Below are 26500 nucleotides of genomic sequence, written 5' to 3'. Positions count from 1 at the left end.
TCTTTTCTGCCCTCACCCCAGTTTGCAAATAGTTTCAATCCACGCTCCCGCGCGGGGAGCGACGTAGACCGAAACGGCAATGTCAGGTTTGATATGTTTCAATCCACGCTCCCGCGCGGGGAGCGACATTATTAATTTATACAAGGGTGAGAAAGGAGGAGTTTCAATCCACGCTCCCGCGCGGGGAGCGACCTGACCGGTAGGGACATGATTGACGCCGAAAAGGTTTCAATCCACGCTCCCGCGCGGGGAGCGACGTGGTTCATTTCCCGGAGGATAAACTCCCAGACCTAATCCGTTTCAATCCACGCTCCCGCGCGGGGAGCGACCACCCCATATGTATTTTCCTCTCTCAATGACATATCGGTTTCAATCCACGCTCCCGCGCGGGGAGCGACGCAACATTTTCTTCACATACCAATCTTATCACGGTTTCAATCCACGCTCCCGCGCGGGGAGCGACATAGTCATAAACAAATATCCCCTCGTCATCCTCATGTTTCAATCCACGCTCCCGCGCGGGGAGCGACTCTGCGTTCCAGGATCGTTTCCCTGACGCCTTTTAGTTTCAATCCACGCTCCCGCGCGGGGAGCGACCGTTTCACACCTCCTTAGAATTCTTCGTCCCAATCGTTTCAATCCACGCTCCCGCGCGGGGAGCGACCGAAATCCGATGAGGATGTTTTAACCTCTAACTGGGTTTCAATCCACGCTCCCGCGCGGGGAGCGACGCCTACATACACGACAGGAGCATATAACCGGATAGTTTCAATCCACGCTCCCGCGCGGGGAGCGACCCGGCTTCGCCCACGCCGATAATCGACGGCCGGGTGTTTCAATCCACGCTCCCGCGCGGGGAGCGACCCTTCTGGGCGGCGGAAAGGGCGCTCCCGTAATAGTTTCAATCCACGCTCCCGCGCGGGGAGCGACTCCACTACCCTAGCCTCTACCAGCAAAGGTGGCGTTTCAATCCACGCTCCCGCGCGGGGAGCGACCGCGTTAGGATGATCGGCGGGCACAGAGAAGGTGTTTCAATCCACGCTCCCGCGCGGGGAGCGACTTAATCGCCTCATCTCGTTGTTTTATACTGTTTTGTTTCAATCCACGCTCCCGCGCGGGGAGCGACTTCATCCTTGGTTCGGAAGCGAGGGACCCCCATAGTTTCAATCCACGCTCCCGCGCGGGGAGCGACCCTAATACCTTGATTAGTTTTTTGTTGATTATTAAGTTTCAATCCACGCTCCCGCGCGGGGAGCGACCCTACCTCGGCAACGACTGAATGTACCAAATAATGTTTCAATCCACGCTCCCGCGCGGGGAGCGACACTGCGTTTGCATCCGGATCTCTTAACATTCCTAGTTTCAATCCACGCTCCCGCGCGGGGAGCGACGTATTTGAGTTTAATGTAACGGTAGTACCACAATGTTTCAATCCACGCTCCCGCGCGGGGAGCGACCTCTTTTCTCCTTGTCTCAGCCTCACCACTAGCGTTTCAATCCACGCTCCCGCGCGGGGAGCGACGCTATCATTTCGTCCTTTCCCCAAGGAATTCCGAGTTTCAATCCACGCTCCCGCGCGGGGAGCGACTGTTACGGAAATCCGACGAGTGCTGGATATTTGGGTTTCAATCCACGCTCCCGCGCGGGGAGCGACAATGTTACCCCAAGGATTTTCTTCACCACGATATGTTTCAATCCACGCTCCCGCGCGGGGAGCGACGGTCGTTTGCCCGCAAAAACTCCTTGGCTGTTTCTGTTTCAATCCACGCTCCCGCGCGGGGAGCGACAATGTTACCCCAAGGATTTTCTTCACCACGATATGTTTCAATCCACGCTCCCGCGCGGGGAGCGACCAGTATTTATGTATACCTCACTGCTATTGAGCAAGTTTCAATCCACGCTCCCGCGCGGGGAGCGACAGGTAGTCATTCATAATACGCTTACGCTTGAGCGTTTCAATCCACGCTCCCGCGCGGGGAGCGACGGTTTGTAAAGCCTTCCCTAATGGTATTCCTATGGTTTCAATCCACGCTCCCGCGCGGGGAGCGACCCCAGAATGACTTTCCACTCGCTGGCCGTAGCCGTGTTTCAATCCACGCTCCCGCGCGGGGAGCGACAAGTCATTCTTTTGCATTCGTTGCAGTTTTTCTTGTTTCAATCCACGCTCCCGCGCGGGGAGCGACTGCTTACGGGGACAAAACCCGCTGGGAGCAAAAAGTTTCAATCCACGCTCCCGCGCGGGGAGCGACGTAATTAAAGCGTTACAAGATTACTTGGAGAAAAGTTTCAATCCACGCTCCCGCGCGGGGAGCGACCAAACTTCCGCAGGTTCTTAAATCCAGCGGATAAGGTTTCAATCCACGCTCCCGCGCGGGGAGCGACGTAAACCCGCCAGACAAATTACCCAAAATTACGGCGTTTCAATCCACGCTCCCGCGCGGGGAGCGACGGCGGTTCTTGCTTTTTATTGCCACGCCGAAGGTGGTTTCAATCCACGCTCCCGCGCGGGGAGCGACCAAAATATTCCCAAGCGTGATAAAGAGGCGATGCGTTTCAATCCACGCTCCCGCGCGGGGAGCGACTCCGTGGCGACATAACGTATTTGTACAGACCGCAAGTTTCAATCCACGCTCCCGCGCGGGGAGCGACCCGGCAGGAGGTGGTAGCACAGTCACTTTCACAAGGGTTTCAATCCACGCTCCCGCGCGGGGAGCGACTGTATTGCCCATCGCTGCCATTCGTTCGGCTCTTTCTGGCTGCTGTTCCGCGCCCCAGCCGCGCTCAGATACGGCTTATCCGTATATTACAGCAGTCCCACGCTAAGAATACCGCAACCTTGCGCATCGCGAACCTCCCAGGCAAACAGCCACCACTATAGGTTCGCGCTCTTGGAGTGTGCAAAGCCATTCTTGCCTGACCAATTGAAGCTAACCGAAGTGCAACCAGTTAGAAGCGTTTTAGATGTGCAAAAACCCTTCTGGATCGTAGCCTGGATTCGCTCCTACGTGCTCCACCCGTCGTTGCCAGTTAGCGCCCAGCCGGTAGTACCTTAAACTATCGTGCTCTTTGTCAATGATCTTTTCCAGACGGTGTTTTAATGCTACAAATTGTGCCGGATCCACTAGGCATTCAAAAACCGATTTTTGAACCCGCTGTCCGACATTTTCGCATTCTTTTGCAACTAACCGCAACCTCTTCTTGCCTTCTGGCGTTTCAGTATTAACGTCATAAGTGATAAGGACCATCACACAGCATCACCTCATTTCCATATAAACGGCGGGTAACCGTCGATGTCCCCCCGCAGGTGCCTTGCGAGGAGCAACGCCTGAATATGAGGCAATAACCCCAGTGATACCTTTTCATTAATAAACGGGTGCGTAATCTGGTCCCTTTTTCTAGCCTGGTAGGCCTGGAGAACCTCCCTTCTCGTGTCATCGCTCATAACAACAGCCCCTGATTCCTTCTTTTGAAAGCCTCTGGATGTCACCTGCCGCCTATTGATCAAAGTTAGAGCCAGCCTGTCGGCGAGTATCGGCCTCAGTTCCTCCATGAGGTCGAGAGCCAAACTCGGCCTGCCCGGTCTATCTCTGTGCAAGAACCCAACTGCCGGATCTAGACCAACTCCTTCCAGGGCAGATGCTACGTCATGTGCCAGAAGAGTGTAAAGAAACGACAGTAAAGCATTCACGTTGTCCGTCGGAGGGCGTCTCGACCGTCCTGTAAACGCAAACTCGCTCGTCTGAACCGTGATTAAATGTCCCAATACACCAAAGTACAGCCTCGCCGCTTCTCCTTCGGCACCCCTCAGCCATTCTAAGGTCTGTGGATGCTTTAAGGTTCGGGCTATCTGGGCTAGCCTGTCTACGGCAGATTGAATCTCAGCAGCCCCTGAACAACCAGGGTAATCTCTCAAGGCCCTCATCAATACCGTCCTAGAATTAAGTACTTTGCCCAGTACCATGGCCCGCGCCAGTCCAGACGCCCTCTTTTCCTCATCGGCCCTCCGGTACTGAGCACGACGCAAAAGAACATTTCCCCGTACAGGCCCCTCTATTCGGGCCAGGAAACGTCCGTTCTCAGTAAAAAATGCGAGGGAAACGTTGCGTTCACCGCACAAGCCCATAAGCTGTGGACTGCAGGAAACCTGCCCAAAACAGATGATGCTGGCCAAGGTGTGTATTGGAACCCTAAGCCTTATTTCCTTATCAACCCTCACGCAAACTGTCTCGCCTTCTTTGGACAAATACGCCCCTTGTGTAGTAACGTACAAAGTGTTGAGAAGCCTCTTCACGGGTCCCTCCCCTATTCTATGTCAAGCTCGTCCAACACTTGTTGGAGGTATTTGGAAACATTCTTGCCGCCACCTGTGGCCCTGGGTAAACAATATTCATATAACGAGCAGCTATTACATTCCCGTCTATACACCGCCGCCGGCGTGCGGCCCTCGCGAGTCAGGTAATGCAGGCGCAAAACAGCCTCTTCGGTAGCGGCGCGCAGAGGCTCGTCAAACGACACCGAGTGCCTGCGACGGGGCCGCCCGTAATATATAGCTCCCTCTGTTACACTGACGCCTAGCATTTCCTCAATACATAAAGCCTGAGCGCACAATTGAACCTCATCGCTTCTATCAACCTTCGGCTTCCCATGTTTGTACTCGACGGGCACGGGCTTCCACAACCCCGGCTGTCCCTCTATGGGAATGCCCTCACGGCCATCTTTCACGCACACGGCAACGAACTCTACCACATCGGCCTTCCCAGTAAGTCCTAATCTTAAGGACTTCAATGGCAGACCCCTGGTGATGATAATACCGTCCCGAACCTCACGGTCGTGCTCATGAACCCGCTCGTGCATTACTCTACCTTGAGCCGTTAGGATATTTTCAACCCACAACTGTTCCAGGTGAATCAGAGCCCACTGACGTTCGCAAAAAACGAGGTGCTGTAGAGCTGAGACGGGTAAGAATTCCTCTTCCTGGTACATGGCTAGACAAACGCCTTCAATTCAATTCCCGGAGGCAACCCCTCTTCGTTCATCACGATTTCGTAGTCGTCGAATGAACGCGGTGGCTTCGAAGGCTCTTTCTGTTCGATCCGAATTAGGTCGAACAGCTTGTGAGCAGGAGCTTTACCCAAGCCTTTCTCATCGTCGTGGGAAAAGATGTATAGTCCCCTACAGGTCATTTCCCCACGGGCAGCCGACCGGTCGTACTCAAACATGTTCACCAATGCTTCCCACAAAACAGTAATGTCGTCGATGGATACCGGGTTGCCGCTTGAGGTCAAACGCTCGGCCAGTTTGGGGTTGTAGAACCCGTGACACCGATAAAGACCATAGGGAACTATAGGCTTTCTTCCCATCTCTGTCTGCTTTGATCTCTTGTCAGCTTCCCTTGTAATAGCTACCCTTGTAATACTCACGTCCATCGGCAGTATAGGCGATATCGACCGGGCAAATGTCAGTTGCACAGGTCCGCGCACCTGGCCAGCGTTAGTCCCAGCTGTCAACACTGCCCCGAACATGCGTATATCGTAGTATTTCTTTGTCATAGCTTCTTTGATTGCATCCCTGTCCGAGGCACTCAGTTTCTTCAAGTTCTTGCCGGCTGCAAACAGGTCTTTGGCAAGCTGCTCAAGCCTCGGCCTAATCTCAGGCGGGACTTCGCCTACTTCTTCCTTTACGGTGTCCAGGATATCTTTCTGTTTTCTCATTTCGCGGATATACCTGACCTTTTTGAGATCTTCGCTCACGTCGAAAACATCGGCCGCTTCGTTTACCAGCCACTCCAATAGTCCCTCGTCGTTAACCTCCACCTCGGGGAAGGCATACCCGTCTTCGGCCATTGAGTTGTAATACAAGGTGTTAAGAGCGACCTTGCTCTGAACAAATATTGCTTTACCGTGGACCAATGCCGCGTAATCCCTTATCTTTCTTTTCAGGGCAACATCGGTGACAAAACCGTGGTTGGTTTCGGGGTCTATGCGAGGCATGTTACCCGCATCGGGGTCACCGTTGGGGTTCCCGTTTACCACGTCAAAGAGAAAAACGAAGTCGTGCCTTTTATAGGGATCGAGATAAAGCTCCTGAGCCATAACTTACCTCCTCCTATTTATTAGCCCTTTCGGCGGCAAAATATGCCCGCTGGTGATAAAAACCGAGAGAAAACTCCCCTTGCTGTGACACAGGAAGGGTCTGCGGAAATCCGCCCAGCTCGTCTATGGCCAACATGATCTCTTCCAGTAACGCTTCGAGCTCGCGGTAGACATTAAAATACTTCTTTCTGATTTTCGGCATATGGGCCTTGGTAGCCATGCTGATCAGCAATGGGAAAACGGTTGCGGGCGACGTAGAGGCAGAACCATAGTAACGGTCAACAAGGGTAGATGAGAGCGTGCTACCCGCCGCCCGCTTCTGTATCTCTTCCAGCACTGCCAGCAACCGTCCCGCCTGGTATGCCGAATCCTGGCGGTTCCGTTGTAAGGTCTCCATCTCCTGGGCATCCTCCTTTCCAAACGTCAAGCAGAACTTGATTAAGGCGCACAGCCTCTGCCAGACCTCAACCGGCTCAAGCCCCCTTTTGTCGCGTTTTTTTTCTTCCAAACCACCATCCCGAGCACCAGAAACACGCAGACGTCTCACCGCCGACAGTAATAGCGAGGGCGGCGGTTGTTCCCCGCGATAGGCGCATCGTATGAGCGATTTAGCCATGCCCGGATCCGCATCCGGAAGCGGGGCCAGCAACTGCGAAATACTGTAAGGAGCACGTTTGTTGCCCGCCGCGTCTACTAACCGCAAGGCCTCAAAATATTTAGCCAGGTTGGCTTTAACTTGCCCCGCCCCCACCTCGATCCAGTCCCTTACCGCGATCCGGCCGGTGTTCGGCGACAGCACAGCCAGGTAAAAAGTGTTTTCATCCAGATTGAGAACATCTGCCCCAGTACCCCACGGCGCTTTCAGAAAGCGGTCTATCACCTCTTCTGTAGTCGTGACTCCCATCGATTCCGGCATAACTATCGGCATCGCAAAAAGCTCTTCACAGCTGATCTCTTGCCCCTCCAGAGAGAGTTTCATGTCTTCCTTAAGCCAGAACACAGCCACCTGGTTTCGCGGGCTATCGTTGTTGACCTTGCCTTTAGCCGTCCTGTCTTCGTAGATAACCTGAGAGTTGTGCTGTACCAGGTAGTTCAAAGCCTGGGAAGCGTTTTCCGCGCAGGGTACACACATTCCCACCGGGGCACCCTTTTCAGAAAAGGAAAACGAGACAAACGCGCTTTTGTTGAAACTAGCGATCTGCCGGTTTCCACTCTTGAGAACGATTTTAGTAGGGATGTTCCTGACAATTCTTTCCCGTCGACCGCAAATGCAGCAGGGTTGTTCCGCATTACTGGCAACGTCGCCCGATACTTTTCGTGCCCAAAACTCCTTGATCTGCGGCATCTCGTGCAGGTGTTTACCCCGTAAATGTCCTGTTTCGTAAACAAAAGTGATCCACTGCTTTCCCAGAACGTCGCGTTTTCCGAACGCCTTGGCTACCGAACCGTCTTCCACCAGTTGACTAACGCGTGTAACGGCTTCCCGCAACAACTCGTCCTCGATGTGTGGGGACAACGCTATCTGCTCCAACATAGCCTTATAGGCCTGGTGCTTCGCAGTTGCCTTCTTATCAACCTTTTCTTGACTTATTCTGTTGATACCGAGTACGTATGTAGCCTCATCCGCTAGTGGGCACGGGTACACATTGCTGGTCCGGTTTGCGGGCTTTGGCCGGGCACGGTTTTCCCCTGAGTATTCTTCGATCTCAATCCGCTTCTCATCAGGGTAAATGTGAACCACCCATTTTACGGGTTCTGAATACCTATCGTACCCAATGGGATTCTTCTTGCCCTCTCTTTCCAGCTTTTCCGCTTTGTCAACTAATTCCTTTAACATGGACCCCCTCCAATCTGTAAAGCTCCTTATACTTGTCCCACGGAACCCGCATAACCCCATTCTCTACCTTGGCGTGGAAAAACAGAGGCTGCGCAAAACCGTAAACCACGCTGGCCTTATTGTCCTCATGGCGGAAAAAGCTCATGTCAGTTCTTTCAGAACTCCGGCAGTAGGCAACGTCAAACAGCATGTTGCCTACGGTGATGCTGGTGGAAACAGGTTTTTCGTCCCCTCGGGGCAAGCTGAAGTACGCCGAACACTCCCTCGTCCCCAGGTAGGGCTGGTGATAACACCGGCCGCGTTCTGCACGGCGAACAAACTGCTCCGTGTACTTCCTCTTAGGGTGTTCTGTCTCATTCTTCAGTCTGATGTCCGCGAAAATCAGGTAAGACGGATTCTTGAGGAAAAGACCGGTCCTTTGCTGCCTTCTCTCTTCAACGACGAAACTGGTCGTGTCCGCGCTCTGCCGGCTGTCAACCTCATTGCGCATTACCACCAGTTCTTCTATAGGATTCAAGACCCATATCTCCCTGATTTCCCAGCGAAACTCGGGCTTCCAAAAAATAGCTTCGAGAACTCCCCGAGCTGCTGACGGTGTCATCACGCGATAAGTAACCCTCTCTACCTTGAACTCCGGCCTAGTAAAACAAGCCAGGTCTCCCCACACTTTAACTGCAACATCGTAGTTATCCAGCAAGAGGTCACCTCCTTCTAAACGATGAGGTCTGCAGGGTCCCTCCATACCCCACTGAGGCCCTTTACCTCATCATAGACGCCTTCCCAAAGATACAAATCATCGGCTAATTTAGAAAGAAACCCATCCCTGAAATACTCTCTCGCCTCCCTTTCGTAAATATTGACCATGTAAGCCTGAAGACCGCGCCAGGCATCCCGGCTTGGGTCTGCCTGCCAGCGCCTTACAGCTTCCTGACTTCGGCCATACTTGACAACGACTGGTACCGTGTCTTCTCTGATAATACGGTAGTCCTCCGCTACCTTGGGAAAGTTTAGTCTAGAGCGGCTTTGCTGGATACCGTATTGATCGAGATTTTGCCCCAGAACGCTGAACAACCTGGAAAAATAATCTTCGAATATATCCGGCTCGTTCAGAGCATCAGGCGAACCACACTCCGCCAGTATCAGCTTTGCCTGCTCTAAACCTGCCTTGTAAGGCCCTCTGGGCAGCTTCTCGTCTTCTAGCTCGAAAATTACAACTTCACCGAATCCAGGCAGCCGCCCTTCCCGGTTGCAGCGGCCCGCTGCCTGCACTATCCTGTCCAACGGTCCCACAGCCCTGTAGACTACAGGAAAATCGAGGTCAACGCCCGCTTCCACCACCTGGGTACTCACTAATCTCACAGGCTCACCTCTGCCCAATCGCCTCCGCACCTCTTCCAACACTTTGCGGCGGTGGGCACTGCAGAGCAGCGTCGACAGGTGCAGACAGTCTTCTTCTCCCAGCTCATCCACCAACAGCAGGGCGCTTCTTCTGGTATTCATCACAACCATGACCTGCTGGTGCCTCGATATTTCGGCAGCCAATGCCGCTATTGAAACCGGCTCTTCTAACCTCCTATACTCGACTCGCTTCAACATTTCGAAGTGCCGCGGGTAATCGGGTACTATTTCTCGGATTTTGATCCCTTCCAATTCCGGCAAAAACTCGTCTTTTAACGCCGGCTGAGTTGCGGTTGACAAAACCACTGTGGTGCCGTAGTTTTCGGCCAGGTCTTTCAATACCTGCATAGTAGGTCTCAAAAGCTCTGGTGGAAGAGTCTGCGCTTCATCGAATATCAACACACTTTTGGCGATGCGGTGTATCTTGCGGCATGACGAAGGTCTATTAGAGAAAAGACTCTCCAACAATTGAACGGTAGTCGTGACGATTAGCGGCACATCCCAGTTCTCCTCTGCCAAGCGCATCCGCAGCACTCGCTGCTCTTCGTCCTCTTCATCGCTCGTCTTTACCTGACTGTGGTGTTCCAGAACAGAATCCGGTCCTAATATACTCCTGTAGACTTCGGCGTTTTGATCGATGATACTTGTGTACGGGAGAGCGAAGATAATCCGTTCGTGTCCGTTGATTAAAGCGTGTTCCAAGGCAAAGGCCAGTGCGCTGCGGGTTTTGCCTGCTCCGGTAGGAGCAGTCAGCCTGTACCATCCCTGAGGGCTCTTTGCCGCATCAACGCATGCTCTGTAAACGTCTTTTCTAACTTCGTTGACAGCGGACGGCGTACCCGCGTTCTGCCGCAGCAGTTCTTCCTGATCTTTGCGAAACCGTATCGCCAGCTCAGCCAGAGTCGGCGCCTGATCACGGAGTCTCGCGCGTTCCGGGAAAAAGTGCAGTTCGGTGTCCAGCCTGTCAGCGTCAATCAATACTGAGAACAGCATTCGGACGAGGAGTTCGCGTTGTAATTCGTTCAAAGGCGGAATCTTAATTCCTTTGCTTTCCATCCTTTTCATCATTACCTGCAGCATTTCGGTCATCTCTTGGACCAGGTCTTGGTCAGGGCCATAACCTGCGAGTTTGCTTGTCAGTGTCCCGATCTCATCGAGGCCCGAGTGGTGACCGGCCACTATGAGGGCCAGGTCATCCTTGACTTCAAGCCTAGACAAAACACTACGGGAAAATAGTGCACCCAGCGGTGAATGAGGTACTTTTTGCTTCACCCTACCAGCTTCTATCGCTTCCAAATAACTTTGGAAGCCTGGAGAAACCTTGCCGATATCGTGGAAAACCCCGGCCAACCAGGCCAAGGGCTTCAATATCCCTCCATAAAACCTCTCTGAGTACTTTCCGGCCAGCTCAGCCACGGCAAGCAAATGCTCATCTAGCCGGTGCATCGCACCTTCAGAATTGCGGGTATGCGCATAGTAAACGCGCATAACTCATCCTCCCCCTTTGCTTATTTAAACTAATTATGCATCCGGTTCTTCGATTCCTTCCAGAATTTGTCGTCAAATTTCGACATTCCTCGTCTTTGCGGTTGAGGACTTCTTCCGGTACCCGGCAGAGCCCGGTATCACTGCCCAAAGCAAGACAGAAGCCCGGGAATCAGCTCCCGGGCCATTACTCATATTGTTCGTTTCCTCTCTCATGTGCAGGCTTGACAGACTTGCGCTGATGCATTTCTGCCCAAAATAAAAACCCCTTTCAGTTGTCACCAACTCCTAAAAGGGGGAAAAATCCAGTGGTGCCGGGGACCCGAGTCGAACGGGCACGGAGGTCACCCTCCGACGGATTTTAAGTCCGTTGCGTCTGCCGATTCCGCCACCCCGGCATCGATTTTCGGGTCGTGAACGGTAACAAAGGTTAAAACGGAAATGGAGGGCGAGACCGGACTCGAACCGGTGAATGGCGGTTTTGCAGACCGCAGCGTTGCCTCTTCGCCACTCGCCCTCATCATTGATGCAGTTGTCCTAATAAAGTAAATGGAGCGGAAGACGAGATTCGAACTCGCGACCCTCGCCTTGGCAAGGCGATGCTCTACCACTGAGCCACTTCCGCTCAACAATGGTGCCTCAGGGCGGAATCGAACCGCCGACACGCGGATTTTCAGTCCGCTGCTCTACCATCTGAGCTACCGAGGCACACATGGCGGAGCCGACGGGAATTGAACCCGCGACCTCCGGCTTGACAGGCCGGCATGGTAACCCCTCCACCACGGCTCCTAATCGGTTAGGTACAGAACCTCAAAGCAATACTAATTATAGCACGGGGTACCAGCCCCGTCAACGACGTTGCCCTATATTTTGAGTTTATACCCTGTTCAATATCGCCTTCTTGATGAAGTTAGGCAGTACGAAACAGGCTTGGTGAATCCCGGCATTGTAGTAGTTGGTACTGATGCCCAGTTCCCGGTACTGGTCAGCTTTAAAGTCTTTAATAGGATGGTACTTCTTCGAACACAAAGTAAAGCTCCAAATACTCGAGGGGTACGTAGGTACATATGCCCAGTAGATCCGGACCAGCGGGAAAATGCTCCTTAGGTTTTCGTACATCCTTCTCAAGGTCCGCTGGTGATACCAGGGGGACTCAGACTGGGTCACCATGATCCCGTCCTCGTTCAAGCGGTTGTAAATGTTTTGATGAAAGTTCTTTTGGAACAGAACCTCTGCCGGACCGATGGGGTCCGAGGCATCGACCAGTATCACGTCAAACTTCTCATCGGTTTCCGCCATGAATTGCGCTCCGTCCTGAAACAGTATCCTGGTCTTAGGGTTATCGAGCTCGCACGCTACCTGCGGGAAGTATTCTTTGCACTTCTCTACCACCATCTGATCTATTTCCACCAGGGTAACCTGCTCGACTTCTGGGTGTTTTAACACTTCACGCACGGTACCGCCGTCACCGCCTCCAATTACTAAAACCCGGCGCGGGTTAGGATGGGTAAAAAGAGGCACGTGGCTAATCATTTCGTGGTAGACAAACTCATCCTTCTCAGTTATCATAATCGAGCCGTACAGGACCAGCATCCGCCCGAATTCGTAAGTTTCGAGAATGTCTATCCTCTGGAAGGGACTTTGCCCGCTGTAAATTACCTGTTTTACTTTTAGAGTCAGCCCCGCTCTTCCTTGATGCAGTTCCGAGTACCACACGTTCCACAGGTCCACCATCGATTCTTCCCTAATTATATCTTCCGACACCATATTCCTCCTCCCGGTACTTATTATAGAACTCAGCGGCATTTCCAGATGCCATGCTGGCATGCAAAAATTTTCATTGTTCAAAAACTATAGCATACATCCTATCCCACAATCAATCTAACTCAAAATACAGTCCTGCCCAGAACCGATATCATATTGTCCTGTCACTGTATAATGCCGTCCTAGTCAACAATGACGGTGCGGGCCGGCGGGTAACCGTTGAAGTTGCTACTGCTCGCAGTAGTGTAAGCACCCATTGAAAGAGCGATCAAAGTTTCGCCAATTTCCAGTTGTGGCATTACGGTGTTGTGGTAGATAACATCGAAAGAGTCACAGGTCGGCCCCGCGATTATGCACTGTTCCCGCGGCCCTTCCCTTTCGCTCAGAATCAGATAATCGCAGTGATCATACAAACGACCCGAAAACGAACCGTACAGCCCGTCGTCCACATAGTACCACCAGACGTTGTTTCGCTTCGACTTGCCTACAACAGTCATGACTAAGTTGACAGCATCGCCAATTATGAACCTGCCTGGCTCGGCGATCACCGTGATGTTAGGGAAATAGCTGTCAAGCGCTTCCTGAATCGGCGAAAAAAACCTGCGAAGGGGCATTATCGGTTCGATGTACTCGACCGGGAAGCCTCCCCCGATATCGAGATAATCGAGATATATACCATGCAACGCCAGGGAGTTAAAGACTCTTTTACATTCGGCAATGGCGTCCGTGTATTTGTAAGGATTCAAGTTCTGGGATCCTACGTGGAAACACAAGCCCCGCACAGCCAAGCCCATCTCGGCCGCCTTGATAACCAGTCCAGTCGCCTCATCCGGTGGAACCCCGTACTTGTAAGACAAGTTGACCACGCAGTCTGGGTTGGGAAAACTCAGCCTTAGCAACAGGTTAATATCTGACCCGTAAGATTTGAACTTCTCCAACTCGTACTCATTATCGAATACGAACCATCTTACTCCCTGCTCTACGGCAAAGCGGATATCCTCCGGTTTTTTTACAGGGTTAGTGTGGATCATGTTCTCGCTTTGCACTCCGATACTCTTGGCCGCAAGTATTTCTTGAGGCGAACAAATATCGAACCGGTCGGTGAACTCCTTCACGGTTTTCAAAACATCCGGGTGGGCATTAGCCTTTACCGCGTAGTACATCTTGACCCCCGGCAAGTAGTCGTTGAGGATAGCAAACTTTTCACCTATCTCTCGCCGCGAAACGACCATGAGCGGGGTTCCCCATTTCTCTTTAAGTTTTTTAGCTTCATCGAAGCTCAAACGCAACATCGATCTAAGCCCTCCCTTCTTTCCCAGTTCGCATACATAAGCATACATAAAATATAGCTGGACAACCGGCTGCAAGCAGCAGCCAGCCCAGCTTGACCGAGCGCACGATATCTATTCTATCATATACTCTCACATTCTCAATATAGCTAGAGCAGCTTGTCCCCAATCAAGCATGCTACATCACATAGCCGGCCTTATTTCTGCTTTCCTCAAAAAATCTAAGAAAAGATCCACGCTCTTTCGCCGCTGCTTTTGTTTAGGGAAAACCACATAGAAATTACGCTTGAAATCAATGTCTTTAACCTTCAGAGCCCTAATCTTTCTCGAATTCTCAGCCTTTTTAGCAGCCCATTCAGATACCAGCGATATACCCATCCCTGCTTCTACCGAAGCTAGAACCGCTTCGGTGCTACCTAATTCTGCTACCACGTTAAGGTCTTCTCTTTTGATACCCCGTCCTTGTAAAGCATCCTCCAACGTCATCCTGGTCCCTGATCCCTTTTCCCTGAAAACCCACGGTTCCTGCAGGGCATCGGTCACCGTCACACCGTCCATTTCCAAGAAACGATGGCCTTCAGGAACCACGAGGACAAGTTCATCCGATATCCATTTAAAAAAATCGACCCGCCTGTCCCCAGTCCAAGCCCCCACAACACCTACATCCAATTGCTTGTCAGCAACTTTACCCATAATAACCTCGCTGTCCCCGACTTCCATGTAAATAGCAACGTGGGGAAACCTGGCCTTAAATTCGGTCATCAATGATGGCATGATGTACTGTCCCGGAATAGTGCTGGCACCTAGGAGAAGCCTGCCCTTGCGAGTCTCCAACAGATCTCCCATCACCCGCTCGGTCTTTTCAACTGCCCTCAGTATATCTTTGGCACACCCGTATAATGCCTCTCCTGCCTGGGTCGGTTTCAATTTTTTCCCTGTCCTTTCCAGCAAGAGAACCCCATACATCTCTTCCAACGCCTGAATCTGCTTGCTGACAGCAGGTTGAGAAATATCGAGTTCGCGAGCGACTTTCGTAAAGTTTTGGGTTTCTATCACTCTAACGAAAGTCTTAAACAGGTCGATTCTCATATTCTTTGCATCACCGGCCAGTGTTCCTCACCGCCCTAACCCTCATCTCAAAAAACCGCTCAAGATAGCGTCTACTGCTTCCTGCTCAGTGAGCCCGAGAGACATCAGCTTAATCAGTTGTTCCCCCGCTATCCTGCCTATGGCCGCCTCATGAGTCAATACTGCTTCCGCATTTTCGGCTACCAACTCGGGGACTGACCTGATCTGGGCTCGATCCATTATTATGGCATCACATTCAACATGCCCGTTGCTTCTCGCTTTACCGATCAGAGCCGCTCGAAATTCCTGGCGGGAACTTTCCTGGGCAACCGAACGCGATATCACCTGGGCCACGCCCCCTGTCCCTACCAAGTGAATCTCAATCGTCGATTCTGCCTCTTGATCTCTGTGGGTCAAAAGCTTCTCGACTATTTTCAGGCTCCCCCGATCGTAAATATAGGCAGTCGTCACCCGCCGCGTGTGGTCGACTCCCCTTATCTGAACCAGTTCCATTTCCGCCTGAGCCCCTTCTTCCACGGTTATCACCGTATTGGGATTGAGTATCCTTTGCGCTTCGGGTCTCCCTTCACCGTAGTGCTTTTCCACATAGCGCATACGGGCACCCTTTTTCACGATGATCTCGTGAATCCCATCGTGCCTCGACACATCCTGGCCGGCATTGTGAATGCCGCAACCCGCGACCACCAGTACGTCAGAGCCTTCTCCAATAATGAAAGTATTGTACACCACGTCTTTGAACCCGCTTCGAGTTAAAATAACCGGAATATGCACCGACTCGTTGACCGTGCCCGGCTTCACAATGATGTCTATGCCCGGCCTGTCCGTCTTACCCACAATCTCGATGTTGGGAGAAGAACGCCTGAGCACCGCTTCGCCATCTCTCCTGATGTTGACAGCACCTTGTGGAATCGAATGCAAATCGGCTACTGCTTGCAAGAGATCCCTTTCTACCTTATTGAACTCCATGAGCGATACCTCCGCACTGGTCCCTCATCTTGCAGCAAATCTCATCTTTTATCAAAGGCCATATCTCGGCCGCGGTTCCTCGCTGTTGAACTGTCCCCTCTGAGATGAGAATGATCTCGTCGCAAACAGGCAGGAACTGTTCGTTGTGACTTATAACTATTGCCATCTTTTCCGGGTTCCGCTTGTACCTTTTTAGTATTATGTCAATCAACTTCTGGATAGTCCACAGGTCTACTCCGGATTCCGGCTCATCAAAAATGCTGATTCGGGCGTCCCGAGCCAGCAACTGTGCAACTTCTATCCTTTTGGCTTCGCCCCCACTTAAACCGGGCCCCACATCTCTATCCAGATAATCTTCCGGACACAGTCCCACGTCCCGAAGATACCCGCGGACTTCAGTAGTCTCAAGCTGAGGACCGGCGATCCTCATTACATCTGACACCGATAACCCCTTGAATCGAGGCGGGTTTTGAAAAGCGTAGGCGATGCCCCGGTGCGCTCTTTCTGTAACACTGAGCCCGGTTATGTCTTCCCCGTCTAGGATAACTTGCCCCGAATTCGGGGTATAAATCCCCATTATCACCTTAGCTAATGAGGTCTTACCGCCTCCGTTGGGACCGGTAATCCCATAAAGCTTCCCCGGTTCCAAGCTTAGACTGACATCTTTCAGTATCTCTTTGCTGGAACCGTTGTCCCCATCAAAGGCCACGTTTATGTTTCTCAATTCAAGCACTCCGTATCCCTCCGGGTAGTATTAAGATTTACCCTAATAATAACATAACTATCGTTTATGGCAATGGTTCTACCAGTATCTTTCGAGCTAATCCGCGTCCCAAAGCGATTTGAGATTCATCTACCCTTACCAATACTGGTCCCTTAAGCGGGTACTGCGAGACGGTTAACACCTCCACCCCCGGGCCTATCCCCATCTTCAGCAACCGTTCGGAACCTCTCCACCCGCCCAGAAACCCGGCAACTCGGACCCGAGTTCCCGGTCTTACTCTGTCCAACGTCGTTTGTTCACCCCTTCTGACAACCGGTTTCCAACGGGACATAAGTCGTCCTCCTTTCCTACTTCGGCAGCACCAGGTTCAACACTGTACCTGTCGTAAATGAAATGGCCAAGCCTGTTGCGATGATTTTCCCCAGATTCCAGGCCCCTACCTCCCTCCAGCTCGCGACCATCACCGGTAGGCAGGGTAGAGAAAGGGCTATCATCGAGATAGCAATGGTTGCTTGCCTGGGATCTAGATTAAGATTGAGGAGCACCAGAGGAGCCAGATAACGCTGGATAACAGTTATCAAAACAGCAGCAAAAGCCTCAGCTGGCACGCCGAATAAGTACTCGGTTACCCTATCCATCCCGGCAACGAACCTCAATACCCCTGAATCTATCAGTACGCGAACCCCTATGCTCATAATCACCAGCAAGGGCAAAACCTCAGTGAAAAACCCGCGGAATCGTATCCTGACCTTTGCCACTAACGTTTTTACAAAAGGCACTCTCAGGGGCGGAAGCTCGTAAACCATTTCCTCCTGTTTGACACCGAACCTCTTTTTCAACCCCAACCCCAAGCCTATGAAGGCCATCAACATGGATCCGGCAATCGCTTCTGGGTAGGCGTTGAACGCGTTTATCACCGCCACAATCATGCCCAAGGTAGCTGCGCAAGGAATGACGATAGACAAAAGGGTGATTACTACCAACCTTTCCCTGGGATTAGGCAGGATCCTGGTTGCAATAACCGCTGGGGTCCGGCATCCAAATCCTAGAGCCATGGGTATTACGGCCTGTCCCGATATTCCCAGTGCCCTTCCTAACCGGTCCAACACCACTGCGTAACGGGCCAAAAGCCCGGTATCCTCGAGAACAGCCATAAAAATCGAAACCATCAATATGGCCGGCAACACCAGTGCAAACGGTAGCAGTAGACCCTCAGGAATTCCCTTGCTCAAGACCTGGCTGACGAACCCGTCAGGCAGTACCTTGGTGATACAGAAAGCAAGAAACTGCTGCACGGGTTGAAACAACCCTTCTATGATGCCTTCGGTCCAGCCAGTAAAAGCGAGAAGCAGTTTAAAGCCTACCCATAAAACGAGCATCAGCACAAGCGCACCCAGTACCGGACGGTCGACCAACTGTTCGAGGCGTGACAACCACTGAACCCGACGCCGGGATTCATAGTCCAAAACCTTGTTGGCCAGGGCTCGAGCCTGGAGCTGTAAGCCCCAAATCTGTTCCTCGTGGCAGGACACTTTCGCCTTTTCGTGCGAACACGCCCAGCACAGTCCATCGCAACTAAAGCCGCCCTCTTCAGCCAACACCTGTAAATTACCTTTGTGGACTTCAGGATTAGGAAGCGCAAATCCTTCGCTTAAACCCCTGTCCAAATAGTCGAAAACCTCAGCTACTCCTTCTCCGGTCACGGCTGAGAAAGGTATTACCGTGACTCCCAGCCAACGCCCCAGCTCCGTGTGTTTTATCACCATGCCTTTGCTTCTGACGCGGTCCATTTGGTTTAATAAAACCAGCAAAGGTTTTGCCGTTCCCAGCAGTTCCAGGGTTAGAGCCAGGTTTCGCGCCAAACTGGTTGCATCCACCACGTTGATCACCAGATTCACCGACTCGTTAGATAGCAGTTCCTTGGTTATAGTTTCCTCGGCGGAAGCAGCCGTAAGGCTATAAATACCAGGGGTGTCGATGACTTCAATGTTTTTCTTCCCCAACCGTACGTTGCCCCGGGTCAACTCCACTGAAGTACCCGCATAGTTTGAAACGATGACTTCGGCTCCGGTTAAGCGGTTCAATACCGCACTCTTGCCAACGTTGGGCTGTCCGACGAGTACGGCTTTCATTTCACCAGCCCCCTCTCCCAATAACGATAATCATTCTCGTTTTCACGGCGCGGTTAGGCGATGTTTTTACGATTTGCGAGGATGGATTTACTTACACGAAGGACATTTGCCGTATATCACCAGCGAGTGGTCAATTACCTGAAATCCCTTTTTTTCGACTTCACGTTCCAACTGTTGAAGGAGATCCTCTTCGATCTCTATTATCTTACCGCACTGTAAACATACCAGGTGATGGTGACGGTGACGGTCCACATCATGGAATTCATAGCGAAACTTACCCTCATCGAAGCTGGTTTTGCGTAGCAATCCCAACCCTGCAAAAAGTTCTAGGGTGCGGTAAACCGTCGCGATTCCGATGTTCGGTAGCCGGGATCTCACCATGAAAAAAATCTGCTCTGCCGATAAGTGTTCGCCCTGGTTATCCTCCAGGACTTGAAGGATAGCCCGGCGTTGAGGTGTAAGTTTGTAATTGGACTCGGCCAACTTGTCGTATAAGGATTCCAGGCTCAATGAAATTCACGCCTTCCCTTCCGTGAGGATCGATAATAATTATCATTCTCTTTACTCAATTCTATCACAAATGGAATTAAAATAACACCACAGCTCTGTAGCTGTGGTGTTATTTTAATTCATTATTTTATTTTCGCCGATAACCCTATTTGAGCCAGGTATAGTGTTACTAGGATTTCAGAATAGCCAGCGCTGCTTCGTTCTGCGCATCAGTGATGAACTTGATACCGGTCTCTTTTTCGGTCTCTCGGTTGGCAGACACCAAATCGTCCCGGCTAATTTCTTTCATCGAAAACTTTCTTGCTCCAGCCAACAGTTGTTGCAACCCAGCTGCCAGCTTATCTGCTAGTGTCCAGAGGGCGATAGCACCAAACGGGATGTTCTGCATTTCGTCCTTCCCAACCTTCTTCTGGACCTCGAAGTATCCCGCAAAGATTTCCTCCGGCTTCATTCCAAACCTCGCTACTGCCGGCGGCAGCTTTTCCCAGTTACCGTTTACTTGTTCCTTGCGCTCCGGTCTGAGCACCCCTTCAATATTAGAACCAAGGAATCCGGGTATCATTAAAGCTCGTCCCATACAAACCAGCTTTGTAAACGGGGCTCCCAGCGCCAAAGCCTTAAAAATGTGATCCTCTCTGGCCAATCCTCCGGCAAAAGCCAAGTCAACAACTTTCTGTCCCTTTTGAGCTAATATGGATGCATATTCATAAGTCTTGGCATGAAGAAGGACCGAAGGTACTCCCCACGTCTCCATCATGTTCCAGGGACTCATGCCGGTTCCGCCGCCTGAACCGTCGATGGTAAGCAGGTCCAAACCAGCATCGCTAGCATACTTGATCGCCATTGCCAAAGCTTCCATACCGTAAGAACCGGTTTTCAATGTTATTCTCTTGTACCCCAGCTTGCGTAAGTAGTCAACAAAATTCATGAAGTTTTCTCTGACCTGTTCGGCCGAGGCCAGATCCGTATATCCTAGTCTGCTGTGTCGGGCAAAAGATTTGATGGCCCCATTTTTAAAGGCTTCCTGCACTTCAGGCTTGGTCGGGTCGGGGTCGACGATGTACCCACGGTTCTTAAGGAATAACGCGTAATCTAAGCTAGTCACCTGGATTTCGCCGCCGATATCTTTGGCCCCTTGTCCCCATTTCAGCTCAATTATTACTTGGTCGCCATACTTCTCTATTAAGTACTCGGCTACTCCGTTGCGCGTATCTTCAACATTCATCTGAACCAATATGGCCCCGTAACCGTCATAATAACGCAAAAAGGTTTGAATTCGGCGGTCCAGTTCAGGCGCCTTTGTAATTCTCCCGTTCTCGATAACCGAATTTCGGTCCACTCCTACCACATTCTCGCCAACAACTATAGGAATTCCCACCAGCGCCGCACCTACGGCAAATGATTCCCAGTATTTAGCAGCCACGAATGTGGAGCCAAGTGCTCCTGTCATTAGTGGAACTCTGGCTTTGGTTTTTTGGTCGTTTCCAAACTCAGTTTCTAAACTGACATTTGGGAATATACAATCATCGGGATCACTGGACAGGCCCGGAGCTAATCCCATCGCGCCGTAATTGTAGCCTTGAATGCGGAGGGAATTGTATGAGACTCCTATGTGGGTGGTGTTTCTGCTCCCTGCAGTTACTGCCCCGTAGTCTCTAGGATAAAGCATCTTGCGTCCCGCTAGACTGGAAAGCCAGGTTTCGCATCTTCCTTGACAATCCGCCCGGCATAATGTACACAGACCAGATTCAGCCGCATCGCCGCGGTTAGCTGTTCCTAAAACATCATTTGTTTTGGGCCATTCCATCGCTAAATCCACCCCTTCGTGGTATTTTGTGGTACTTAGATTAAGTGAAGAATCCTTCCCCTGGTAGGCTCTTTCTTCAGCATCACCCCTTCAATTGATCCTGCAGTATTATTCTAACCGGGCATTCTGGCAGCAATAATTAGTTCACCCTCGCCGTAATTTGAGGACCGCTGTCCCAATACCCGTTTAGCTGCCACGAGTTTCCCCTTCACTACCAGTCTTCTCAGTTGCTCCCCTTTGCCTGCAATCTCCGTTTGCCCTGACTTTCGTTTTGCCCAGAGCCCTTGACCATAGAAAAATCGCTGACACTCTGGTATCCCAAGCGTTCCGATATTCTCAAGGCGGTCTCTTTTACCAGCGGTGCCATCTCATTAATGATGTAGGTCGCAGTCATTCTCATGCTAGGACCTGAAACACTTAATGCCGCAACCACCCGTCCTTCATAATTCTTGATCGGAGCGGCGACACACCTTACTCCTTCGTCTCGTTCGCCTAAATCCAGTGCATACCCGTCCTTTCGCACCCTTTCAATCTCTCTCTCCAGGATTTTCGCATCAGTTATAGTATCGGTTGTAAAGCGAACAAGTTCGGTTGTCGCTAGGTACCGCTGAAATTCTTCCTCAGTCAGTCCGGAAAGCAATACTTTACCGGAACCCGTACAATATGCCGGCCCCCGGTTCCCTACCCTGGCAAACATTCTCACCACAACAATGTTATTTGATTCGAGCTGATCTATATAAACAACTTCTCCCTTATCCAAAACTGCGAGATTAACCGTTTCGTTGCAACGTTCCAATAACTCCTGCATATAAGGGGCAGCGATTTGCCTGATATCAGTTACATAAGTAGCCGCATTCCCAATGCGGAAAACCTTTAACCCCAGACGATACCGGCTCTCTGCATCCTGTTCCACGAATCCGCAAGATATCAACGTCCCTAAAAGTCGATGGGCTGTACTGGGCCTCAAGCGAGCTTGTTCAGATACTTGTCCAAGGTGCATGGGTGCTCCGTAATCGGCCAAGATTTCGAGAATAGAAAGTGCTCTTTCGACCGATTGCACGGTTTTGCTATCTTCCATTTGTCGGAATGCTTTTCTGTCCTCGTTCGAATCTTCCACTAAAGTAAATCCTCCTTCGGAATTACAGCGTATTTTCCCCACCAACCGGCAAGCGAAACCTATTTTTCACTCTGCAAAATCTGATTCTACATTTCGCAAAGTGCCACTGCACTTATTCTATATCCTTTTCCATCATGCGGTCAAGCATTCCATTTTCCTGATTCCTTATCGTTCTGTTCTGGCTCACAAGGCACCGATTGCAGTTAAGGGGGGAAGAAGACGAACCGGTACTGCTCGTTTTGACCACGCGCATCCCGGCCACGTTAGCAAGGTACCGCACGTAGAAAACCTACGGAAAAAGAGGTAAAGCTAGCTTCCAGTGTTTATGATCAAGTACGATGAAGAACACGATGTGTACGTTAATCCGGCAGGAAAAAGGTTTGCTGGCGAAGGAACAGGGAGATGGTTCATTAGTTTACGAGGTGCACCATAATAACGTTTCTACCGCTTGCTCAAACTGCCTCCGTTGTGAAGATAACCTTTACATCAAATTCAAGAAACTGTCAAACAAATACTCTGTATCTTGGGGGCCAGGAGCCGCTTCGGGATGAAACTGAACCGATAAAACTGGCAATTCGTCATGTCTTAGCCCTTCCACCGTACCGTCGTTCAAATTGCGAAAAGATACATATGCTCCGACCCTGGAAAGGGAGGCCTCATCCACCGCATATCCGTGATTTTGAGAAGTGATGTGCACCTTCCCGGTATGGAGATCCTTTACCGGGTGGTTTCCTCCTCGGTGTCCGAACCGCATCTTGTAAGTTTCGGCCCCCAAAGCCAGTGCCAAGAGCTGGTGCCCAAGACATATTCCTAAAATCGGAACCTTTTCCAGCAGGTTTCTTACCGTTTCTACCGCGTACATGCAATCGCGAGGATCTCCCGGACCGTTTGACAAGACCAGCCCGTGAGGTGCGAATTCCATGATCTTATCGCCATCGGTGTCAGCAGGGACGGTAATGACTTCACAGCCCCTTTTCACCAGAGCAGAGATTATGCTTTTCTTAACCCCAAAATCCATCAAAACTACCCGCTTGGGGCCGTTCCCTTCACGCCTGACCTGACGAGAAGTGACCTTCAATACGTGACCTCCGGGAGGGGGTTCGGCTGCCCTTCGGGCTTTCTCCTTTAGAGCGTCCATATCATCCAGCGACGGGACAATAACCCCACCCATGGTGCCGCGGGTTCGTAATACTCGGGTAAGGGCCCGGGTGTCCACCTCCGTCAAACATACCAAACCCTTGTCGGCCAGGAACTGGTCTAAACTCATTTGTGACTGGTAATGCTCCGGCTCAAGACATAATTCCCGGACCACCAAACCTCGCAACCACATAACCTCGGATTCCATATGGGCTGGGTTTATTCCGTAGTTGCCTATAAGGGGATAAGTCATTACCACGATCTGCCCTGCATAAGACGGATCGCTCATAACCTGTTCGTATCCAACCACTGCCGTGTTAAAAACTACTTCCCCTCCAGCTCCGTTTGACGACCCTAACATTATTCCCTCAAATACCGCACCATTTTCAAGTACGAGATACCCTTTTCGCCTCACCGCTTTGCCTCCTCACGGCTTCTTTTGTCTTATAGCTTTTATTCCCCAGTCATCAGCCCGCTATTATTTGTACCTCACACAAGCCTTAATAGCAATACCTAAGCAAAAATAATACATAACACTGTGAATACTCAGTTATAACCGCTTTCTTCTCGGTTCTGTTCAATCCCGATGATTTTCTTATACCCGACCTTATACCCCAATGTACATACTGCCGTAAGGACGGGTTCCCCGAGGTATGAGTTTGACAAAAGACAAGTCGTCCCACATATCGGGTTTGAAACCGAAGTAAGTGCAGTAGCGGAGAAAATACTCCCACAGAAAAGCCCGGTCGTTTTCCGTCGGAGCAGATACTTGCACATGAGGACTGATACACGTTTGGTCAACCGGCTCGCGAATGAATATACATCCTCCGTGCATCCCCGAACCGCAGTAAGGTCCAATCGAGGGCCTGCCCCCTGTCTTTAGCCCCAGCAAAATGATGCGGCCCCCGGCCATGTATTCGCCTAGAAAGGCGCCGGAAGAGCCTCCTATGACCAGTACCGGACAGTTGTTTTCAAACTCTTTCATGTGAATTCCAGCCCTATAACCGACATCGTCACGGACGAAGATCTCTCCGCCTCTCATCCCGTAGCCCAGAACGTCACCCACACTGCCCTCGACAATCACCCGTCCGCTGTTCATGGTATTACCCACTCCGTCCTGAGCGTTGCCTTTAACTCTTATCTCCCAGCCGTCCAAATAACAGGCCAGATCGTTGCCCGGAATCCCGTTCACCACCAATCTCAACTTGCCCTTCATCCCCGCCCCTAAGTAGTACTGACCGTTCACTTCGTCGACGAGAATCGAATCGGCCCCCTCGGCGGCTGCTAGGCGAATAGCCCGGTTCAACTCGCGGTATTTCAAATCCTTAGCTGATAGCCTGACCTCCATTCAGAATCACCCCCTCCCCACAAGTTCCACCGCTGGCGTAGTTGTTCCGGCAGGTCGATAAGTCCCAGATCCGGTTTTAACAACCGGTCTTCGTACCCATCGATTGATGCTCGGATTCTCACCAGAGCGGTGAGTATCCCTACTCGGTTAACATCTCCTACGGCTATGAAGCCGACCAGCCTATCCCCTAATATACTCAAACGGCGGTAGCTCCTGCGGGATACATCGGCTCGGTTTACTATCCTTATCCCCTCTTTCTGAACGTTGCTCCAGCCTGCGGTGGCTATAGGCAGCCCGAAGAAGCTCACCGAGTTCATAGCCAGACCCCCTGGGTAGGGTACCCTGGCTCCGGCCATGTTTTTCCCAGCCGTTTCTCCTTGTTTGTAAGCGTTGGGTAGAGTGGCTATCACCCGGGATTCCCCTGATAGCAAATCAAGTCCTTCGGCAACATCTCCGGCTGCATAAACGTCAGAAACAGTAGTCTCTAAGTACTCGTTTACCAGTATCCCGTGATTCCACCTGACATCGGTACCGGCGACCAGATCAAGATTAGGGACAACCCCCGCCGCCACCACCACCATGTCTGCCGGAAGCGAAAACCCGTTTGACAGCCCGACACTTTCTACCTGCTGTTCTCTGTTCAAATACTTGCGATACTTATCCTTTAGAGCATAGACGTCCGCTGGAACCGTACTCCTTCCCCCGTAAACCTCGGTAACCTTTATCCCAGTGAGCAAGTGTACTCCCGCTTCCTCCAGATGTTTCCGGACTATACAGGCTCCCTCTTCATCCAGGATGGACCCGAGAATTGTGTCCGCCACCTCTACTACAGTGACCCTCAAGCCAAGCTTGGTCAAAGCCTCGGCCGCCTTCAATCCGGTCAGACCAGCGCCCAGCACCACAGCTCTCAACCCCGGACCGGCTACGGTTCGGATGGCTTTCACGTCTTCCCAACGGTTGAAAAAAAAGACCCCCTGTTTGTCTAATCCCTTTACCGGCGGCAGTACTGGCCTTGAACCTGTAGCCAACAGCAGCCGCTCGTATTCTAGTTCTTCCCCGTTGTCGAGAAGTACCCGCTGTGAAGAACACGACAACCGTACCGCTCTGACTCCCAGCTTTAACTCAACTTTGTGCCGGTCATAAAACCCCGGGTCCCTGTAGCCCATCCTTGATTCGTCAACCCGGCCTTCTAAGTAATAAGAGATTAGGGGCCGCGAATAAGCAGGGTACGGCTCTTCTGAAATCACCGTGATTTGCCCTTCTTTGTCTAGGCTGCGTATCCCTTCGATAGCGCCCACAGCTGCCGCCGAATTACCTACCAAAACGTAACGCATCCCTACCCCTCCTCTACCCATACTTCCATCCGGAGTGCCTCGTTGGGACAATTGGCCACACAGGCTGGAACCTCACCCGTTCCTCCGCAAAGGTCACACTTGACCGCCACTTTACGTTCCCCCGATGACGGCCTTATAGCTCCGTAGGGACACGCCACTACGCAAGTCCAGCAGCCGATGCATCTTTCTTCTTCCACCTTTATTATGCCAAGTTCTGCGTCGAGCTGGAGGGCACCAGTAAGACAGGACTTAGTACATTCCGGTTCCTGGCAATGGCGACAGGATACAGAAAAAGATAAGACCCCCTCTTCCTCTACCGTGACGCGTGGTACCGGCCTTTGCCCGTCGAGTTTGAATGCTTTCAAAACATCGTGGGGGAAGCGGGAGTGAGAAGTAATACAGTAAACCTCGCACAGCCGGCAGCCTATGCAAACATCGAAATTACATACAATTCGCCTGCGCATCCTCTTA

Annotated in this window: 21 protein-coding genes, 5 tRNA genes and 1 CRISPR repeat array; all 26 genes read right to left on the bottom strand. The window is 51.5% G+C overall.

Annotation, left to right across the window (positions count from 1 at the left end):
• Window positions 1–31 precede the first annotated feature (31 nt).
• Window positions 32–2717: direct repeats of the CRISPR family, unit length 32 nt; unit sequence GTTTCAATCCACGCTCCCGCGCGGGGAGCGAC.
• A 240-nt stretch (window positions 2718–2957) separates the two neighbouring features.
• The 26 genes from cas2 to HPY90_RS08560 all read right to left on the bottom strand — a co-directional run bounded on the left by cas2 (window position 2958) and on the right by HPY90_RS08560 (window position 26493).
• A complete protein-coding gene (gene cas2, locus HPY90_RS08685) occupies window positions 2958–3248 on the bottom strand; it encodes a CRISPR-associated endonuclease Cas2 (RefSeq protein ID WP_013175707.1) in 291 nt (96 codons plus the stop codon).
• An 11-nt stretch (window positions 3249–3259) separates the two neighbouring features.
• Window positions 3260–4291, bottom strand: a complete 1032-nt coding sequence (gene cas1c, locus HPY90_RS08680) for a type I-C CRISPR-associated endonuclease Cas1c (protein ID WP_287193668.1) — start codon at window positions 4289–4291, stop codon at window positions 3260–3262.
• 11 nt (window positions 4292–4302) lie between these two features.
• Window positions 4303–4983, bottom strand: a complete 681-nt coding sequence (cas4, locus tag HPY90_RS08675) for a CRISPR-associated protein Cas4 (RefSeq protein WP_287193665.1) — start codon at window positions 4981–4983, stop codon at window positions 4303–4305.
• Between the two features lie 2 nt (window positions 4984–4985).
• The gene (gene cas7c / locus HPY90_RS08670) at window positions 4986–6092 is read right to left on the bottom strand and encodes a type I-C CRISPR-associated protein Cas7/Csd2 (RefSeq protein WP_287193663.1); all 1107 of its coding nucleotides are present in this window, start codon (window positions 6090–6092) and stop codon (window positions 4986–4988) included.
• Between the two features lie 13 nt (window positions 6093–6105).
• Window positions 6106–7929: a type I-C CRISPR-associated protein Cas8c/Csd1 gene (gene cas8c, locus HPY90_RS08665; RefSeq protein WP_287193661.1), complete on the bottom strand. Its 1824-nt coding sequence runs from the start codon at window positions 7927–7929 to the stop codon at window positions 6106–6108.
• Window positions 7910–8626: a type I-C CRISPR-associated protein Cas5c gene (cas5c, locus tag HPY90_RS08660; RefSeq protein WP_287193659.1), complete on the bottom strand. Its 717-nt coding sequence runs from the start codon at window positions 8624–8626 to the stop codon at window positions 7910–7912. Before cas5c ends, cas8c begins: the two co-directional genes overlap by 20 nt.
• A gap of 14 nt (window positions 8627–8640) precedes the next feature.
• Window positions 8641–10815 (bottom strand): CRISPR-associated helicase Cas3', encoded by a 2175-nt coding sequence (gene cas3, locus HPY90_RS08655; protein ID WP_287193657.1) that lies wholly within the window; start codon window positions 10813–10815, stop codon window positions 8641–8643.
• 306 nt (window positions 10816–11121) lie between these two features.
• Window positions 11122–11210, bottom strand: a tRNA-Leu gene (locus tag HPY90_RS08650).
• A 44-nt stretch (window positions 11211–11254) separates the two neighbouring features.
• Window positions 11255–11329 (bottom strand) — tRNA-Cys (locus tag HPY90_RS08645).
• A 33-nt stretch (window positions 11330–11362) separates the two neighbouring features.
• Window positions 11363–11437: transfer RNA gene (locus HPY90_RS08640), tRNA-Gly, on the bottom strand.
• 7 nt (window positions 11438–11444) lie between these two features.
• Window positions 11445–11520 (bottom strand) — tRNA-Phe (locus HPY90_RS08635).
• 5 nt (window positions 11521–11525) lie between these two features.
• Window positions 11526–11601, bottom strand: a tRNA-Asp gene (locus HPY90_RS08630).
• Between the two features lie 87 nt (window positions 11602–11688).
• Entirely contained in the window at window positions 11689–12579 is an 891-nt protein-coding gene (speE, locus tag HPY90_RS08625) for a polyamine aminopropyltransferase (RefSeq protein WP_287193655.1), read from the bottom strand.
• A gap of 179 nt (window positions 12580–12758) precedes the next feature.
• Entirely contained in the window at window positions 12759–13868 is a 1110-nt protein-coding gene (locus HPY90_RS08620; protein ID WP_287193653.1) for a type III PLP-dependent enzyme, read from the bottom strand.
• A gap of 180 nt (window positions 13869–14048) precedes the next feature.
• On the bottom strand, window positions 14049–14954 hold the full coding sequence (locus HPY90_RS08615; RefSeq protein WP_287193651.1) for a selenium metabolism-associated LysR family transcriptional regulator: 906 nt from the start codon (window positions 14952–14954) through the stop codon (window positions 14049–14051).
• Window positions 14955–14996: 42 nt separating this feature from the next.
• Window positions 14997–15920, bottom strand: coding sequence for a SufB/SufD family protein (locus tag HPY90_RS08610; RefSeq protein WP_273698891.1), 924 nt, complete (start codon window positions 15918–15920; stop codon window positions 14997–14999).
• A complete protein-coding gene (locus HPY90_RS08605; protein ID WP_273698892.1) occupies window positions 15907–16653 on the bottom strand; it encodes an ABC transporter ATP-binding protein in 747 nt (248 codons plus the stop codon). The genes HPY90_RS08610 and HPY90_RS08605 overlap by 14 nt, the downstream gene beginning before the upstream one ends.
• A gap of 55 nt (window positions 16654–16708) precedes the next feature.
• Window positions 16709–16975 (bottom strand): FeoA family protein, encoded by a 267-nt coding sequence (locus tag HPY90_RS08600; protein ID WP_273698893.1) that lies wholly within the window; start codon window positions 16973–16975, stop codon window positions 16709–16711.
• Window positions 16976–16991: 16 nt separating this feature from the next.
• Window positions 16992–18776, bottom strand: coding sequence for a ferrous iron transport protein B (gene feoB, locus HPY90_RS08595; protein WP_287193646.1), 1785 nt, complete (start codon window positions 18774–18776; stop codon window positions 16992–16994).
• Window positions 18777–18863: 87 nt separating this feature from the next.
• Window positions 18864–19286 (bottom strand): Fur family transcriptional regulator, encoded by a 423-nt coding sequence (locus HPY90_RS08590; protein ID WP_287193644.1) that lies wholly within the window; start codon window positions 19284–19286, stop codon window positions 18864–18866.
• A 169-nt stretch (window positions 19287–19455) separates the two neighbouring features.
• Window positions 19456–21093: a glutamate synthase-related protein gene (locus HPY90_RS08585; protein WP_287193642.1), complete on the bottom strand. Its 1638-nt coding sequence runs from the start codon at window positions 21091–21093 to the stop codon at window positions 19456–19458.
• A 223-nt stretch (window positions 21094–21316) separates the two neighbouring features.
• Entirely contained in the window at window positions 21317–22210 is an 894-nt protein-coding gene (locus tag HPY90_RS08580; protein ID WP_287193640.1) for an IclR family transcriptional regulator, read from the bottom strand.
• Window positions 22211–22691: 481 nt separating this feature from the next.
• Window positions 22692–23762 (bottom strand): glutamine-hydrolyzing carbamoyl-phosphate synthase small subunit, encoded by a 1071-nt coding sequence (carA, locus tag HPY90_RS08575; protein ID WP_287193638.1) that lies wholly within the window; start codon window positions 23760–23762, stop codon window positions 22692–22694.
• Between the two features lie 192 nt (window positions 23763–23954).
• A complete protein-coding gene (locus tag HPY90_RS08570) occupies window positions 23955–24695 on the bottom strand; it encodes a GltB/FmdC/FwdC-like GXGXG domain-containing protein (RefSeq protein WP_287193636.1) in 741 nt (246 codons plus the stop codon).
• Window positions 24665–26029, bottom strand: a complete 1365-nt coding sequence (locus HPY90_RS08565; RefSeq protein WP_287193634.1) for an NAD(P)/FAD-dependent oxidoreductase — start codon at window positions 26027–26029, stop codon at window positions 24665–24667. The genes HPY90_RS08570 and HPY90_RS08565 overlap by 31 nt, the downstream gene beginning before the upstream one ends.
• Window positions 26030–26031: 2 nt before the next feature.
• Window positions 26032–26493 (bottom strand): 4Fe-4S dicluster domain-containing protein, encoded by a 462-nt coding sequence (locus HPY90_RS08560; protein WP_287193632.1) that lies wholly within the window; start codon window positions 26491–26493, stop codon window positions 26032–26034.
• Between the last annotated feature and the right edge of the window lie 7 nt (window positions 26494–26500).

The organism is Syntrophothermus sp., assembly GCF_013314835.1.
Classification (GTDB): domain Bacteria; phylum Bacillota; class Syntrophomonadia; order Syntrophomonadales; family Syntrophothermaceae; genus Syntrophothermus; species Syntrophothermus lipocalidus.
Note: the sequence above shows the minus strand (reverse complement) of the source record. Positions and strands in the feature narration are given on the sequence as shown.